Raw genomic sequence first — 16952 nt, 5'->3', positions numbered from 1 at the left:
ATTAAAGATTAAACATTAAACATTGATTAAGGCAGTATTATTTGATATGGACGGGGTGCTGTATGATTCCATGGGGAATCATGCAGTGGCCTGGGTCCAGTCGATGAAGAAGTTCGGAATCAATATGACAGCCGATGATGCCTACGCCACTGAGGGAGCTCGTGGCGTAGACACCATTCGCTATATGGTAAAGCAACAGCAAGGTCGCGAGATTACCGAGGCAGAATCGCAGCTGATGTATGATGAGAAGACACGTATCTTTCACTCAATGCCAGAGGCGCCGATCATGCCGGGTATTTTATCGCTCATGGAGCAGATACATGCAGCTGGGATTACCATTGGCATCGTAACAGGCTCTGGACAGCGCCCCTTGATTAATCGCATCCTGCGCGATTTTGGCAAATACGTTACCATCGATAACATCACCACAGCCTACGATGTAAAACGAGGCAAACCCAATCCAGATCCCTATCTCATGGGATTGCAAAAGGCAGGCAATCTGCAACCGAGCGAAGCGATGGTAGTAGAAAACGCCCCCTTAGGTGTCCGCGCTGGTGTAGCTGCAAACATCTATACTATCGCTGTGAACACTGGTCCTCTTGAAGACCAGATTCTTCTCAATTCAGGAGCTAATATTCTTTTTCATACCATGAAAGAGTTGAGTGATTCTTGGAAAGAGGTTCTTTCCAAATTCTAAGTTTTTGCCCTTTAGGCAAATGGGGGATACCCCCATACCCCAGTGCAGAGTTCACTCTGCACTCGTCCCAACCACCTTAGTCCTCCTTATCTTAAGGAGGATCTCAAACCACTCCCCCAACCCCTCGCCATCTTGGCAAGGGGCTTCAAATTGATTCCGAGGGAAAACCCTCTCCTTCAAATTTTTGGTATGGCTCTCCAGCCTTTGCCCTAAATAAGGGTTGGCTTTGCCCACCCATATTTAGGGTTCGCCATTCTTTGCTTAATTATAGGGGCTGCTCGCCCCTATAACCCTCGGTGTTTTAGCATGGTATAGATTATCTGGGGTAACGGCCTTGCCGTTGCCTTTCTTTGGGGTGAGGAATATAGGGAGATAAAAAACATTCCGCACGAAGAGGTCGTTAGAGGAATGTAAATTCTTTGAATCATATTGAGTTTCGGATTGCGGTACGCAATCTGAACAACGAAATACGAAAAGCTGTTTGAGCGTAGCGAGTTCTTTGAGTGATTTGAAGAATTTATGTTCCGGCCTCTGAGCTCAGGACGTTTTTGTTCTCCCTATGTTCCTCAGCCCAGCAGGGAGACCCTGCTTTTACTCAAAGGTAAGGGTGATGGTTTTGTAGCCCAATTGGGTGAAGAGGTTGCGGAGTTGGGACTCGGCGTTGGATTGGGCGGTGGTGAGATTTTCGGGGGTGAGGCAATGGGTTAGCATCTGGCGGTGGGCCTTTTGATAGAGGGCCTGGTGGGCTTGTGGGGTCCATTTGCCACTCTCGTAGAACGACTTGGTTTTGGCTTCGTCGATGAAGTCTTTGTCCAGGAGGGTGACCTTGGGTAAGGTTACCTGGAGGGTGTCGCTTTGGACGCGTATCGCGTCCTCGCTTAGGTTTTGCATGTTGATGCCCAGGCGGAGGGTGCCGTAATAGATGCGGACCAACTCATCGTCGGAGAAGAACCCCTTTCGGACGGTGTCGACCATCTCTTCGGCAGAGATAGAGAGGAACTCCCACTCACCAATGTCCCTGATGCTCTGGATCTGCGTGGGGGTGGGCTCAATCTTGTCGTTAGAACCAATCTCGATATAGTTGCTCTTCAGGATACTCTTAACCCAGAAGAAAATCGCGATAACAGCGATGACTATAACTGCACCTATGATGATATTAATCTTCTTCATAACTCTAATCTTCAAAGCGTATTAAGCCTTGATACTTGTGACGGAAATCCAAGTCCTTACGGAAGGCGATGGTGATATTCTGCTCCTCGTAACCCAACTGGGTGAGCATGGGAACGAGGACCTTAGCGGCGTTGGCACGGGCGGTTTCTTCGATGCCCATGTCGGGGATGCTCTGCAGGATGGCCTCCCTACCCTGCTGCTGATAGTTGGCCAACTCCTCGTCGCTGAAGTGCGCACGCGTGAGACCAACATATTGCTTGACGTTCTGCTGATCAATCTTAGAGCTGGTCATCACCACCTGTGGATCGGGTAGGATGATGGTAATCTGATTACCGCTGCGCTCGATGTTCTGTTCGGAGAATTCCGAGAAATCGATATAGGCCTTGATCTTGGCATCCATCGGGATGGCAATCTTTCTGTCGGCCAGGGGCACCTTGAGGTTGAACTGCTTGCTCATCAACTGGCCCTTTAGGCGCAAGGCATCATCGTGGGTGACAATCTTATGTACGCGATACTCGGCGGTGTAGAGCTTGGAACATTTCTGGACTTGGAGAATGAGCATGGGGATGGTATCGTTTCTGCCAGGGGACAGGTTCCTGGCATCTGAATCAGCTGCCAGGAACCTGTCCCCTGGCAGAAGCTGGCAGCGTGTCAGCAAACCGAACAATACCAACACCAGCAGCGCGGCAGTTGCAATGAGAATGTTACGACGCTGTTTCATTACTCTAGATCCTGATCGCGGGAGATGCCTACCTCGCCGAAGTTGCTGACGGTGACGATTAATGGAATGTATTCATCGGTCTGGGGATGACAGACGCTGGCAGCGAAATACAGCTGGTTGCCCTCGGCCTTGTCGAACACAAAACCTTCGAGGATACCGGTCTTACGATAGTCGTCGTCGAGACAGCCCTCGAAAGCGGCCTTGGTAAAGGTCTTGGTGCAGAACACACTGCCATCGGTACGGATGACCTTGAGGGTGATGCGGTTATCGACGAACTTCTGTCCGTTCTCGTCCTTCACCATACGCAAAGAATCGTCGGCTGTTCGCGACACCTCAACCTGGTACTGCTTACCCAACCACTGCACATCCTTTACATCTTTATAATCCTGCATACGGATGGGAGCCTGAGGTTTGGGCGCCTCGGTATGCTGTACGATGATATCATCGTGCTGCTTTTTCTGACCGCAACTTGCTAACAAGCAAGGCACTGCTATAAGGGCTAAAATCAAATTCTTATTCATCTTGCTTTCTTTAATTCGCCTGCAAAGATAAGCATTTTTAGGCACGGATTACACGGATTACACGGATTTTTTTATTTTAACGGAAAAAAAATGCCATTTTATTTGGTAATTATAGAAAAGTTTGTACTTTTGCAGAAAAGAATACCGACTAACCTAAGATTTATGAATATAGGACGAATCCTTTTGGCTGCAGCGCTATTACTTGGAACGAGTGCCAGCCACGCAAATATAGATTATAAGAAAGACGCGAAATACATAGAGCTTCGCGACTCGATGAGTCATGCGTTTAACGATGGCGACAGTGCCCGATTCTATACGCATCTGACGAACCTGCAGAACTATCTGCTGGAAAATAATGACCTGCACGGCTACTACACGCAGCGGTGCAATGACATTATCTTTGAGATGAACCGCCAGAAGATTTTCGAGGCCTACACCAAAGCCCAGGAGCTGTCGAAGGAGTTGCGCGAAAAGAAGTTGACCAAGGAGATGTATATGGCCGTGAACATGATGGGCCATATCAACAAGTACTGTGGTAACAAGGAGGCTGCCAAGAAATGTTGGTACGAGGTGGTACAGATGATGGAGAAGAACGGCTACTACGAGAGTATCCCGCCCATCTACATGAATATCATCAATGTGGCCATAGACGATGACGCTCAGGAGGCATTAGACCTGATGGACAAGGCCAAGGAGATAGCCAAGAAATACTCGCCCGAACGTGTGTTCGACATCGAGACCCGAAAGACACTGACCTACTATAACGAAGGTAAGATAGACCAGTTCCTAAAGGGTTACAAGGTGTATAAGGAGGGCGAGCGGAAAGGTCTGTCGTCGGTTCACGGACGCAGCATGGAGGCCTACTACCTGGCTGCAACAGGTAAGGTTGACGAGGCCATCGAATATGCCAAACGCGAGTTGGGTGACGAGGGTGCCGATGCCATCCCGCTGATTTACGAGCGTGCCGGCAGATGGGAGGAGGCCTACAAATCGTTTAAGAAAGAATCGCTGGCCAGCGACTCGATAGATAATGTGGTGCTGACCAATAGTATGCAGGGTATCCAGGAACAGGTAGAGCTGTACGAAGCCGAGAAGAAAGCGGCTACCGTACGTACCACCGCCCTGATGGGTGCTATCCTGCTACTGACACTGCTGATTATCGCCCTGGTATATATCGTGCAGATACGCAAAAAGCACCTGAAGGAACTGCGCAAGGCGTATAAAAAGGCCATGGAGTCGGAGAAGATGAAGACGGCGTTTATCCAGAACGTGAGTCATGAGGTGCGCACACCACTGAACATCATCACGGGTTTTGCCCAGGTGATAGCCGATCCTGATTTGGCTGCTGATCCCGAAGAGCGCAAGCATATATCGACCATGATGCAGAAGAGTACCCGTCAGGTGACCATCCTCATCGACGAGATTATCGGTCTCTCGCTGATTGAGAGTACCGAAAAGATGAGCAAGGACGATGTGACGAACATCAACAACCTGTTGCGTGGATTACAGACAGAGTACAAGGAATACGTGACCGACGAGACCGACATCAAACTGGAGACAGAGTTGGCCGACGACCTTACGCTGAAGACCAACGAGAACATGCTGCGCCGTATATTTGCCTGCTTATTGGACAATGCCGTGAAATATACCGAGAAGGGCTGCATTACCATCCATGCCAAACAGGAGGGTGACCAGCTGCAGATGATGGTAACCGATACCGGCTATGGCATACCCGCTGAAGAGGCGGAGCATATCTTTGACCGCTTTGTGAAGTTGGATAACTTTAAGGAAGGTATCGGACTGGGACTGCCACTGAGCAGAAAACTGGCCGAACAGTTGGGTGGAAAAGTAGAACTGGACACCACCTATACAGATGGCGCCCAGTTTATTGTTACACTGCCAATAAGCGAATAAACCTATTAGCCGAGGTATTTCATCAAGATGCGTGCATAACCACTGTCGTGCAGTTTGGTGATGCTCTTTTCGCGAATCTGACGTACACGCTCACGCGTGAGTCCCATCTCGGCGCCAATCTCCTCGAGACCACGCTCCTGACAGCCAATACCGAAGCACTCCTTGACAATCTTGAGTTCACGATCCTTCAGTACGTTACGCAGTACATTGTCCAGATCGGATGTGAGCGACTCGTAATCCACCAGCTTGTCGGTACGGGTATCCTCGCCACTGCTCAGCATGTCGGCCATTGAGTTGTCGTCGTCCTCACCGAAAGGTGCGTCGATACTCATGTGATGACTATCGGCCTTGGCAGTCTGCTCAATCTTCGACTCCTCAATCTGTGTAAGCTCAGCCAGCTCGGTAACAGATGGGCGGCGCTGGTGCTGCTGCTCGAACTTATTGATTTCCTGATTAATCTTGCTCAGAGCGCCACTCTGGTTCAGGGGCAAGCGCACAATACGACTCTGCTCGGCAATGGCCTGCAGAATGCTCTGACGAATCCACCAAACGGCATAAGAAATAAACTTAAATCCGCGTGTCTCATCAAACTTCTCGGCTGCCTTTACCAGTCCTATATTTCCCTCGTCGATCAGGTCGGTGAGCGTCAAACCCTGATGCTGGTACTGTTTTGCCACAGACACCACAAAGCGCAGATTGGCTGTTACCAGGCGTTCCTTCGCCTTCTCGCCCTCAGGACCGCCACGACGGATGGCCTGAGCCAGCTCAATCTCTTCATCAATAGTGACAAGGGGTTGACGACCGATTTCTACAAGATACTTGTCGAGTGCCTCACTTGATCGGTTGGTAATACTTTTTTGAATCTTTAATTGCCTCATATTTATATCGTTACTCTGAAAAAGTCTGCAAAAGTACAAAAAAAAGCGATACGTTGCAACCAACATATCGCTTTTTTAGACTATTTTAACAAGATAACTTGCGTATTGCTATCTCACAGATTACAACTTGACGGTGATAGCCTTTCCGTTGTAAGAAACGAGCTTACCCGATGGGTTGTCGAGGTTGAGCGGCTGGGGATGCTCTTTTGATATCAGTACAATATTGAACTGACGATTCTTGAGCATGCCAGCGAACTGACCCTTGCGCGCACCAAACGAAACGGTACGGGTGGCATCGTCGTAGGTGATATCGATGGTGGCGTACTTACCCTTCTCGTAGTTGTAGTTGGTACCCTCGTCTTCGTAGAGTTGGAACGAGCCATCCTGACCGGCATAGACGTAGAGATGGATGAGCTCGGCGGGCTTCTCGTCGCTCCACTCCATCTCAGGACCGAAGGGGATGATGGCGCCAGCGCGCACGAACACCGGAATCCTCTCATATGGTGCGTCAACGATCAATCGTTGACCGCCATTGATCATCTCGCCGGTGTATAAGTCATACCAACTGCACTGGGCGGGGAAGTAGACACTGCGGTTGCGGGCTTTGTAGTAGCCTACGGGGCAGGCCATGAGGGCGGGACCGAACATCCACTGGTTGCCGATGTTCTCTACCTCGCGATCGCCATTAAAGTCCATCACCAAGGGGCGCATCAGGGTGTAATCCTTGAAGTGGGCCCAACCAGCCAGTGAATAGAGGTATGGCATGAGGCGGTAACGCAGTTTATCGTAGTAAACAAACGACTTGTAGGCGGGGTGCTCCTCAGGGGCAATGTTCCAGATTTCGCGCAATGGCCACTGACCATGCGAACGGAACAATGGAATAAAGGTGCCGAACTGGTTCCAGCGGGTCTGCAGCTCGCGCCACTCCTTCAGGTCCTCGTTCTCCACCTTGGTGCGATCGTACAACTGCTGGGCAGCCACATAACGGTTCTCGACACAGAAGCCACCCTGATCCATACCCCAGAAAGGAATACCAGAGATAGAATAGTTCAAACCAGCCGTCATCTGGGCACGCATATCCTCCCAACGGGTACCGATATCTCCACTCCATGTAGCGGTAGAATAACGCTGCTCGCCAGCAAATCCGCTACGTGTCAACAGGAATACTCTTGGCTCGTTAAGCTTACCCTTCCAAACAGAACGCTGACCATTGTAGATGGCATCGGCATTCACGGTTGAGTAGGCATTGAAATATTCGGTTGAGGTGCCTAATGCTGTGGGGCCACTCAGGGCTTTGCGGTACCACATGGGAGTGCAGTCGCGTACATTGGGCTCTGAGGCGTCCATCCACCAAGCGTCGACCATTGAACATTCTTGCGTCCCTTTTGGTAGCAAGCGCCCCTTCGGGTCGAGCGGACCATTCTTGCCTTGCAAGCCAGCAGAGCTGGAGCGGACCATTGAACTTTTGCTCAAGCCTGTGTACAGATTCTCGTCCATCTGGCGCCAGAACATTTTTCTTGCGCCGGGGTCGTAGGCGTCGTAGAAGCCATTGGTGTAGCCGGGGCCTACCCAGTCGTGGATATCGTCGGTGGGGCTCTGGGTGTACATCCACCCCTTGGCATCGAGCTCCTTGTAGTTGTCGGTATTGCAATAGAACTTAGGCCATACCGAAATCATAAAGCGACCATGCATCTGGTGTACGTTGTCGAGCATCTGCTGGGGATTGGGATAGCGCGATGCCTCGAACTGGTGACTTCCCCACTGGTCCTCGGGCCAATAGTTCCAGTCCTGTACGATATTATCGATGGGGATATGACGCTTACGGAACTCAGCGAGAGTTCCCTCAATCTCATCCTGTGTTTTGTAACGCTCACGACTCTGCCAGAAGCCTAACACCCACTTGGGATAGAGCGACGCCTTACCAGTGAGGGTGCGATAACCGCTGACCACCTGATCGAGGTTGTCGCCAGCAATGAAGTAATAGTCCATATCCTTGGCCATCTCGCTCCAGATGCTGAGCTGCTCACGCTCCTGCTTACTACGGGGCTCAGCCACACGCAGTCCACAGTAAGCCTCGCCACCATCGGGGCGCCACTCGATACGCAACTGCACACGCTTGCCCTGCTGCAATTCGGTTGAGAACTTATAGGCATTGGGGTTCCAAGCGGTACGCCAGCGCTCTGGGACAACCTCGTTGCCGTCGATGTAGACACGGACGTAACCGGAATAATACAGAATGAACTGGTACAATGGACTATTTGACAATTTACCATTTGACAATTGGGGTTCGATGAAGCCTTCGTAAGTGACGGTGGCACCCATGAGATTGATATCTTTGGGGAAGTTTTTGATGCCGCCATTATCGGTTTGCTGGGCAATGAGCGATTTCTCGGGCGTACCATATTCATAATAGATAGAGTCCTCGTCGCGGACCAGCTTTTTACCACGGGCATCGATATAGGTGCCTGTGAGATGACCCTCCTTACCACTCTTATCGTAGAGTTTGAAAGCACGATTGAGTTGCAGGTAATCGTTGGGATTACCAAAACGACAGTAGCTGTAAGAATCCCACAGCAGACCATAGTTCTTATTAGAGAGTACGAAAGGAATGCTGACCTTGGTGTTATACTGGAACAGATCCTCGTTCTTTCCCTTCATGTTAAACTCCTCGCTCTGGTGCTGACCCAGGCCATAGAAAGCCTCATCGTCGGGACTGTCGAACTTCATCTGCCACGACAGACCATGCTTCTGCTCCTCGGGAACGGTATAGCCCGTCTTCATACCCAACTCGCGCTCAGGTACGGTAAAGTCCCAGAACTTCTTGCCTTCCTGGGCCTCCTTGAGCAGCTGTTTGCCAGAGGCATCGAAGAAGGTAATCTGACCGGTGGCCTTCTGCACCACAGCCTTTACCTTCTGTGTTCTGACCACCACGTTGTCGCCCTCGTCGGTAATGGTGTAAGAGCCTTTGGCAGGTGCTGCCACAGGTACCCTGATGAGCGAGGTAGGCTTAACAGGCAACGCATCCTTACTGGTGGCACGCACACGGATAATCTGGTTGTTAATCACCTCAAGGTAAACTACCTTGGCCTGACCACCATCAGGCGTAATAGTCACATTGTTTCCATTGGTCTGCACCACAGCTGCCATCATGGTTGAGGATAGCAGCAAGCCAGACACTAAAATCTTAATTCGTTTCATTACTTAGTTATTGTTTGCTTAATAATGTTGATACTTCGTATCGAGCCCTCTCACGCTCGGCAAAGCTCAAGCAAGCTTGGCTGTGCACTCGCTTAATCGAGGCCTTTAATGTTTAATGTTTAATGTTTAATCATCATCCATCATGACCGCTTCTTCGGGCAGTTGCTCTACGGGCAGGGTGATGGTGAAGATAGAACCGCCACTGGGGTTGTTCTCGGCAGTGATGGTACCACCATGCATCTCGACAATGGCCTTGACGAAGAACAGACTGATGCCCGAGTCGTCGTCGCTCACCATTGGATCGAAGATGGTCTCCTCGCCACCCTCGGGGATACCCACGCCATTATCCGAGATACGGATAGAGCCGGAGGTAGAGGTTTTATCGACAAACACCTTGATGCGGCAGTCGGTTGGTGAGAACAGGGCACAGCTGTTGAGCAGCATCTGTACGGCCTGTGCCATCTGCTCGCGGTCGAAATCGACGGTGAGGTCGTTGGCCAACGGGAAGAACGAGAACTTGACATGCTTGCCAAGCGGTGCCTTGAACTGGGCGCACTGCTCTTTCATGAAGTGCTGCAGGTCGTGTGGTTTCTTCACCGTTTCCTCGATGCTCCATGCCTCGTTGTAGAGTTCCTCGGCCTGAGCCTTCTGATCGTTCTCCTGCTGCTGTTGCAGCTCGGCACGCATCTCGGCCATCCACTGTTTCTTCATCACCTCCATGCGCAGATAGTCGCGCTCGGTCTTCTCGGCCTGACGCTTGAGGAAGAACCTACGCCAGATGAACACACCTAAGAGTACCAGCCCCAGGAAGATGACCATAATCCAACGGTTACGCAACAGCGGCGGGGTGATGGTAATCTTGAGGGTGGCCTCGTTCTCGCCCATGGTGCCATCGGCATTGAGCATGCGCACATGCAGGATATAGTCGCCATGGTGCAACGACATATAGGTAATGTTAGGATCGTTCTCCTCGGTCTTAATCCACTTATCGCTGAAGCCTTCGAGCTGATAGACGAAGCGCGACTCGTTGTGCATCTCGCCCTTGTCGGTGGCCAACTGGATGGTGAACTGATTCTCGTAGTGGCGCAGGATGAGTTCCTTGCTCACGTTAAGATCCTCCTCGAGGATGACGCGACCATCGTAAGCCTCGCCAATACCCAACTGCTGTCCGAAGAGTTTCAGACCGCTGAAGATAGGTGTTTCGTTGTTGTCGATATTAGTAACCAGCTTGGGGTTGATGACATCCACGCCATTCACACCACCTACCAGCACCAGACCATCCTGGGTGATGCAGATAGAACGCTGGTTGTAAGGGCCCTGCTGCAGACCATCCTTGGTGCCGAAGCTGCGCACATTGAAGGTCCATTGGCCCTGGTCGTCCTTCTTAGCTACCACGTTGGATACGCCATACTCGGTAACCACCCACATGGTGTGCTGCTTATCCTCGGCAATACCCACCACGCTTGAGCCAATCAGTCCGCTGTTCATATCCAGCAAGGTCTGCGTATTGTTCTTCCAATCCACAATGCAGCAGCCTGAGGTAGAGCCCTGCCATACCAGGCCACGACTATCCTCGAAGACACAGGTAGAAGAAGGCATGGCAGCCTGCTGACCTTCGACGGTAGGAATCTTCATGTTGGCAACCTTACCACTCACGGGGTTGATGAGCGAGTAGTATTGCGAGTGACCCACCATGAGCCAGCCTTTGGCATTCCAGGTGGCTGTGGTCATAAAGTCCTCGGGCATGGTAGAGTTATGTGAGTTGATGGTGCGGAACTGTCCGGTTTTGGTAGAGAGGCGCTGCACACCACTACCCAGGGTACCCATCCAGATGTCGCCCCACTTATCCTCGGTAACCGACCAGATGTTGTTATTGATCAATTTTCCGCTGGTATTCGCCATGGTGTAGTTCCTGGCCTGTCCGTTGGAAAGGTGAATGAGTCCACCATTATAGGTTCCGAACCATACCGAGCCATCCTTGGCGCCATAGCTTGACACCATCACATCGCTGGCAAAGCCGCAGCGCGCCTTATCGTACACCTCGATTTCGCCAGTGGCTGGCAGGTATTTGATGATACCACGGTTGTCGGTACCAAACCACCAGTTGCCGGCAGCATCCACACAGGTGGTGTTCACGTCGCCCACCTCTAAGGTATTGAAGCCCAGGAGTTTCTCGATATACTGGTTCAAGCCGTTGCGATAGCAGCCAATCCACATGTTGCCCGAGCGGTCGAGCATCAACTTTTTCGCAGTGTTCTCGCTGATAGAGGTGGCGTCGTACTTGTTATGGACGAAGTTCTTGACCTCACCACGCTTCATGTCGATGACAAAGATACCCATGTGGTCGGTAGCCAGCCACATCCAACCGCGCTGGTCCATGCACACATCCCACACCTCGAGACCTGCTGGCAGAGGGGGTACGCCATACTGTGCCAGATAATCGTTGAGATGGGCGTACCATTTCTTATCCTTCTGGTCGTACACAAACACATGGCCCACGTTCAGCACCCAGTAGTTGCTATGCTTATCCACATAGCAGTTATAGGCCTGACTCGACTGTCCGCCATTCAGCTTCATAAAGTCGTCGCGCTGGATAATCTCGCCCTTCTCGCCATCGATAATCATCAGGTCGCCATCGGTTGAGGTGACCAGCAGCTTATCGTTCCACTCGGCAAAGTTAGAGAAGTTGTACTCCTTGGGTATCTCGTTCTGCTCGTAGCCATATTTGATGAGCTTATAGCTCTTTTTACGCGGGTTATAGCAATACAAACCCTCGTCGTAGGTCTTAACCCAGAAACGCTTTTGCGAATCGACAAAGAAACGGTCGATATTACCTTTGATACCCCATTGCGACAACACTGATTTAGGGTTGCGATTTACCTGCTCGGTAAAGGGGTTGAACAGACTGTAGTTCATGCCCTGCTTGAGCCACAGCATACCGTCGGCATCCTCCCATATCTGATCCACCAGGTCGTTACGCAGCGAGGTGGTATCGGTGGCATTGGAGTAATAAATGCGGAAACGGTAGCCATCGTAGCGGTTCAGACCGTACGAGGTGCCAATCCAGATAAAGCCACGCGAATCCTGGAACAGGTAGTTGATCTGTGAGTTTGACAGACCGTCGCGGGCATCCATACGACGGAACTTCATGTCGGGGATGACGGCTGTTGCCGCACTTGCAGTGAGGCAGAACAGACAGAGGATATAGGTAAGTAGACGTTTCATATATATACTATCAAAAGGAGTTTTTATTTCTTAGCCGATGTTTCGCGGATGACCAGTTTCTGCGGCACAATCTTCTTGTAGATATGGCTGTCGCCATTGATATTCTTCAACAGCAGTTTGCAGGTCTCGGTACCCATCTCGTAGCTCTGATCGACAATGGCCGAGAGGCGTGGGGTGACATAGCCCGCATGCACATCGTCGGTAAAGCCAATGAGTGCCACATCGTCGGGGATACGCAGGCCCAGCTGCTTGATCGCTGTAAAAGCTGCAAACGTGATGATATCGTTGAAGGCCAGGATGGCATCAGGACGGTTGGGCATCTGCAACAGACGGGTAGCCGCCTCCAGGGCCCAGTCGAAATCAATCTTTTCGCATACCACCAGGTCGCGCTCGATGGGGATACGGTTCTCGCGCAGAGCCTCTAAATAGCCATGCTTACGGCGCACCACCATATCCAGGTGGTTAGGACCGCCGATAAAGGCGATGCGCTTGCTACCGGTATCGATGAGGTGCTGGGTGGCCTGCTGGGCAGCGATGTCGCCATTGGCGGTGACACACGAGAATTTATCCGACAAACAGGTGCGCCCAAAGAACACCATGGGTATCTGCATGTTGTAGATCTCCTCGAAGTGACTGTAGTCGCGCGTATCCTGCGCCAGACAGGCAATGATGCCCTCGACATGCAGGTTGATGAAGTTATCGATGGCTTTTACCTCGAGCTCGCTATCCTCGTGGGTGTTGGCGCTGATGACCGAGTAACCAGCCTTGCGGGCCTCGTCCTCGATACCATCGAGCACAGCCGAATAGTAGTGCGTAACCAGGTTAGGCACTACCACACCGATGACTCTTGGCGCCTCTTTACGTAAACTCTGCGCAAAGGGGTTGGGACGGTAATTCATCTTACGTGCCAACTCCTTCACCTTCTCCTGCATGGCCGCACCAATCTCGGGCGAGCTACGCAAGGCACGACTGACAGTAGCTATACTTACGCCCAATTCCTGAGCGATATCCTTGAGTGAGGTTCTACGTTTATTTGTTACCATTTCTACATTCGTATCATGTGACGTTGCAAAGGTACACATTTTTTTGAAAATCGCAAACGTTTACGTGTGTTTTTTGCCTTAATGTATTGATTTCGAGCATTTTTCTTCGTACCTTTGCACCAGCAAAATCAGAAATGAGTAATGAATAGTTGATAATAAGTTAGTTAGAAAATGGAAAAGCAAGACTGTCGGGATGACACTCTTGCTTTTTATTTTTATACGTGTTTTAAACCGTTTTTAGAACGTGGCTCGCACCATGAAACGCACGCCATGCTTGTGGGCGGTGGGCAGTTCGTTGTAGTTCAAACGGCGGATATACTCCACATGAATTATCTTGAAGATATTGTGCAATCCTAAGCTCAGCTCCATATAGGGGCGCTTGGGGTCGATGACGTAGCTACCCTCGGGGAAGTACATCAGGATAGGATTGCCGATGTTGTGATCCTTGTAGGGATTGTTCTTATCACTAAGTTCGCCCCACAGTACACGGAAGCCAATCCACTCACGCCACTTGAGCTTACGCAACAGCGGGATGCGGTTGAGAATCTTACCGTTCATATCCCAGTTGACCTGTCCCGACAGGAAGCGGTCGGTGGGGAACTCCATGTTGTTGATGGCCTCGAAGGTGTAGTCCTGCACGATGTACGAGAGGTTGGTTTCGGGCATAATGAGCAAGGGAAATGGCACCTTTTCCCACTGGATACCACCTTTGATATTGAAGTCCATCTTTCCCCACGACTTGAGCCAGAAGCGCTTGTAGATAGAGCCCTCGGTGTAGTTATAACTGTACTGACCGCCCAGCACATCCTTCAAGCCCAGGGTATGACTGACGATAAACACAGGGGCATCGAGGTTGATAGGCAGGCGGCGCTGCTTGGTGTTGATAAAAGTCTCGCCGGGGGCAAAACGCAACTCGGCACGCAACTCGGTGGTGCGGATCTTCTGCGACTGCACTGGCAGTACTCCTGTGCTGAATCCCTCTACCGGGGGCAAGTTAGGATGGCTCCAGTTGGTCCACAGACTGCGATCAGACGACATCGACATAGGGATGAAATACAGGCTACCAGCAGCCTCGTTCTCCTCGAGTTTCATGGAGAGCGTGGTACGGAAGCCCCAGTCCTCCTCGCGCTCGAAGGTAACCGACTGGCGGTTGTAGAACATCATCTTATCTACCTTGCTCCACTTAAAGGCGGTAAACACATTATCCTTATCGGTGTGCATGAACTTATCGGATGGCGACATGACATCGTAGGTAGATGAGAAGGTGAGCGTGCGCTGCGGGAATTCGCGAGGCAGGTACTCCTTCTTATTGAACGACCAGATGACATCGCCCTTGTAATACCACTTCTTAGAGTCCCAACCACGGGCCACGTAGCCACGGAAGAACAGGTTGGAATCGAGGTTAGCGGTACTCTGGGCAGAGATACGCGTACGAATACCATCGATGATATTCTTGGTAATCATGGTGTTGATAGGACCGATATCCACCTTGCTGGGGTGCTTCTTGGTACCTGTCTCCACAAAGTTCTCGACCAGAGCCTTCAAACCGAACAGTACCCACTTAAAGCCCTTGACATTCTGCATGCCATTGACAAACTGGTCCATCTGACTCTCGGCCTTGGTGAGCTCTACCTGGCGATACTGGTTCCAGAACTCGTCGCTACGCATCATGGCGTTCACATCCTTCACCTCTTTCTTCGTACCCTTAAACAGCTGTTTGGGCAGTTCGTCGAAGGCATAATCGTTGATACGGGTGTTACGGATGACGGCAAACTTCTGCAGGAAGTTGGCCAGCTTGAGTTCGGTAAACATATCATCCACGCTCAGCACCCAGTCGCCATCGGGCAACTGCGTGAACTCCTGCACCACCTGCATATTCTCCACGAAATTTACATCGCTCTTCTTAGGGATGGTCATCTCGCAGCGCTTGACCTGCCAACTGCTGTCGGCCAGGATATACAGGTCGCCACGGAAACCAAAGTCCTGCTGGTTGTTGGGCAGGAAGTGCAGATGGTAGCACAGGTCCTTGTCAACCATGAGCGTGTCCTCGATATAATAGCGGTAGAAGCCGATGGCATCCTTGCCGATAGGCGAGGTGAAGGGGTACTGCAACAGACGGATCTGGTCGTCGTAGATGTTCACATCGGTAAACACATCCTTCATGATGGTGTTCAGGATATCACCCGTCTGGAACAGGTCGTTGATACCCTGGGTGTTGATACCCTTGATAATCGTCTTCTCGTCGTGTGGCTTCTTGCGATAGATTTTTTGCGAAACCGTCTCATCCACGCTGATGGGCAGGATGAGTTTGTTGTTATATGGGCATGCCTCAATCTGGTCGATAAGCCACTGTTTCTTCTTATACTTGGGCGAATCGAGCACCTCGGGCTTGAAATCGTTGAGTGCCAGCGTAATCTTCTGGTACTTGTTGTACTGATAATAATCGCGGTTGTCGAGATCGGTCTGCTTCTTGGCAGCTATCACCTTACGCATCATCTCAACAGCCGGGTTGTTCTTACGACTGTAGCGGCCACGCTTGGTTTTGATGGTGACCTCTTTCAGCATCTTATTATCGGTCTTGAGCGCTATCTTGATGACGTTCTTGATACCCGAGTTAATCTGTACCGTGTGGGATACGTAGCCTACCGACGTAAAGGTAAGCTGCCAGCCATTATGACGGACAATCGAAAAGTTGCCATCGATATCAGAGGCCACTCCTACCCCATGACCCAGATACTGGGCACTGGCAAAGGGGATGGGCTCGCCGGTCTTGGCATCCACAATCTGTCCGCTGATGGTGTGCTGCGCCAGCGCACCCAGCGTTAACAGCAGCATACAAACCAAAAGGTTTAATCGTTTGTTCATTTACTTTAAAATCTGTGTTAAGTCTGTTATTACTTTCCCGGCGGGGGACTCATCAACGGGATCGTTGGTCCAACCTTCGCCTTTGAACCATACAGTGTGGCATCCCGCCTTTCCGGCAGGGATGATGTCTTTATCCATACTATCGCCTACGACCACTACCTCATCGGGCTGCATGCCCAGGGCCTCAACGCCCAAAGTAAAAATCTGTGGGTCGGGCTTGCGAACGCCTACCACGGCGCTCTCGATAATCTTATCGAAAATACCATCCAACTTGAACTCCTGGAGCACAGTGGCGATGTTGCCATAGAAATTGCTGACCAGCACCATGGGGTACTGCTGTTTGAGTTGCAGCAACACCTCGCGACTTTTGGCAGTCTCTTTCACAGTTGCCTCGTACAAGCTGTCTGTGAGAGGTTTTAGATAAGAAGAGACAGAAGAAACATAGTTCTGTTCCTTTAAGAACTCCAGCTGGATGCGGATTTTGGTTTCTATCGTTTTGTAGAACGTAAAATCGGGCTGGATGATGGGATTTCTACCCAATGTGCGCTCGGCATGCACATAGGCTTCGCGAAAAGCCTCCTCGCTCACAGGCACCTGCTGGCGCTCGTAAGCATGCCAAATCACCTTTCCCCAGTGCTGTCCACCGGTATCCAAGGTCCCACCGTAATCAAATATATAACCCTTAATCATTTTAAAATGCAAAAATGTAAAAATTAAAAA

General features: G+C 50.9%; 11 protein-coding genes. 2 read left to right on the top strand and 9 right to left on the bottom strand.

Annotation, left to right across the window (positions count from 1 at the left end; genetic code table 11):
• The first annotated feature begins 22 nt into the window (after nt 1–22).
• Nucleotides 23–697 carry an HAD family hydrolase gene (locus T499_RS0103185; RefSeq protein ID WP_033149711.1) on the top strand — a complete coding sequence of 225 codons (675 nt, stop codon included), beginning with the start codon at nt 23–25 and terminating at the stop codon, nt 695–697.
• Between the two features lie 591 nt (nt 698–1288).
• Here T499_RS0103185 and T499_RS0103175 read toward each other — a convergent pair.
• Genes T499_RS0103175 through T499_RS0103165 form a run of 3 tightly spaced genes read right to left on the bottom strand, consistent with a single transcriptional unit; the run spans nt 1289 to nt 3109 of the window.
• Nucleotides 1289–1867 carry a DUF4230 domain-containing protein gene (locus T499_RS0103175; protein WP_033149709.1) on the bottom strand — a complete coding sequence of 193 codons (579 nt, stop codon included), beginning with the start codon at nt 1865–1867 and terminating at the stop codon, nt 1289–1291.
• A gap of 4 nt (nt 1868–1871) precedes the next feature.
• Nucleotides 1872–2588, bottom strand: a complete 717-nt coding sequence (locus T499_RS0103170) for a DUF4230 domain-containing protein (RefSeq protein WP_052173332.1) — start codon at nt 2586–2588, stop codon at nt 1872–1874.
• Nucleotides 2588–3109 (bottom strand): DUF4738 domain-containing protein, encoded by a 522-nt coding sequence (locus T499_RS0103165; RefSeq protein WP_033150150.1) that lies wholly within the window; start codon nt 3107–3109, stop codon nt 2588–2590. Before T499_RS0103165 ends, T499_RS0103170 begins: the two co-directional genes overlap by 1 nt.
• Nucleotides 3110–3271: 162 nt before the next feature.
• On the opposite strand from T499_RS0103165, the gene T499_RS0103160 reads away from it, so the two are divergent.
• Entirely contained in the window at nt 3272–5023 is a 1752-nt protein-coding gene (locus T499_RS0103160) for an ATP-binding protein (RefSeq protein ID WP_198021232.1), read from the top strand.
• Nucleotides 5024–5028: 5 nt separating this feature from the next.
• Here the strand turns inward: T499_RS0103160 and T499_RS0103155 are convergent, their stop codons facing one another.
• The 6 genes from T499_RS0103155 to T499_RS0103130 all read right to left on the bottom strand — a co-directional run bounded on the left by T499_RS0103155 (nt 5029) and on the right by T499_RS0103130 (nt 16922).
• Entirely contained in the window at nt 5029–5901 is an 873-nt protein-coding gene (locus tag T499_RS0103155) for a sigma-70 family RNA polymerase sigma factor (protein WP_013064420.1), read from the bottom strand.
• Nucleotides 5902–6021: 120 nt separating this feature from the next.
• Nucleotides 6022–9099, bottom strand: coding sequence for a TIM-barrel domain-containing protein (locus T499_RS0103150; protein ID WP_033149707.1), 3078 nt, complete (start codon nt 9097–9099; stop codon nt 6022–6024).
• A gap of 126 nt (nt 9100–9225) precedes the next feature.
• Nucleotides 9226–12324 (bottom strand): ligand-binding sensor domain-containing protein, encoded by a 3099-nt coding sequence (locus T499_RS0103145; RefSeq protein WP_033149706.1) that lies wholly within the window; start codon nt 12322–12324, stop codon nt 9226–9228.
• Between the two features lie 23 nt (nt 12325–12347).
• Nucleotides 12348–13367 carry a LacI family DNA-binding transcriptional regulator gene (locus T499_RS0103140; protein ID WP_013065421.1) on the bottom strand — a complete coding sequence of 340 codons (1020 nt, stop codon included), beginning with the start codon at nt 13365–13367 and terminating at the stop codon, nt 12348–12350.
• Nucleotides 13368–13604: 237 nt separating this feature from the next.
• Nucleotides 13605–16232, bottom strand: coding sequence for a DUF5686 and carboxypeptidase-like regulatory domain-containing protein (locus T499_RS0103135; RefSeq protein WP_033149705.1), 2628 nt, complete (start codon nt 16230–16232; stop codon nt 13605–13607).
• On the bottom strand, nt 16233–16922 hold the full coding sequence (locus T499_RS0103130) for an HAD family hydrolase (RefSeq protein WP_033149704.1): 690 nt from the start codon (nt 16920–16922) through the stop codon (nt 16233–16235).
• Nucleotides 16923–16952 lie beyond the last annotated feature (30 nt).

It is taken from the genome of Prevotella sp. RM4 (assembly GCF_000701965.1).
In the GTDB taxonomy this organism is placed as follows: Bacteria; Bacteroidota; Bacteroidia; order Bacteroidales; family Bacteroidaceae; genus Prevotella; species Prevotella ruminicola.
The sequence above is the reverse complement of the archived record's forward strand: the minus strand, read 5'-3'. Positions and strand labels throughout refer to the sequence as shown.

Coding starts and splice junctions, on each gene's coding strand:
- T499_RS0103175 (WP_033149709.1), bottom strand. CDS start 1,867: ATGAAGAAGATTAATATCATCATAGGTGCAGTTATAGTCATCGCTGTT.
- T499_RS0103170 (WP_052173332.1), bottom strand. CDS start 2,588: ATGAAACAGCGTCGTAACATTCTCATTGCAACTGCCGCGCTGCTGGTG.
- T499_RS0103165 (WP_033150150.1), bottom strand. CDS start 3,109: ATGAATAAGAATTTGATTTTAGCCCTTATAGCAGTGCCTTGCTTGTTA.
- T499_RS0103160 (WP_198021232.1), top strand. CDS start 3,272: ATGAATATAGGACGAATCCTTTTGGCTGCAGCGCTATTACTTGGAACG.
- T499_RS0103155 (WP_013064420.1), bottom strand. CDS start 5,901: ATGAGGCAATTAAAGATTCAAAAAAGTATTACCAACCGATCAAGTGAG.
- T499_RS0103150 (WP_033149707.1), bottom strand. CDS start 9,099: ATGAAACGAATTAAGATTTTAGTGTCTGGCTTGCTGCTATCCTCAACC.
- T499_RS0103145 (WP_033149706.1), bottom strand. CDS start 12,324: ATGAAACGTCTACTTACCTATATCCTCTGTCTGTTCTGCCTCACTGCA.
- T499_RS0103140 (WP_013065421.1), bottom strand. CDS start 13,367: ATGGTAACAAATAAACGTAGAACCTCACTCAAGGATATCGCTCAGGAA.
- T499_RS0103135 (WP_033149705.1), bottom strand. CDS start 16,232: ATGAACAAACGATTAAACCTTTTGGTTTGTATGCTGCTGTTAACGCTG.
- T499_RS0103130 (WP_033149704.1), bottom strand. CDS start 16,922: ATGATTAAGGGTTATATATTTGATTACGGTGGGACCTTGGATACCGGT.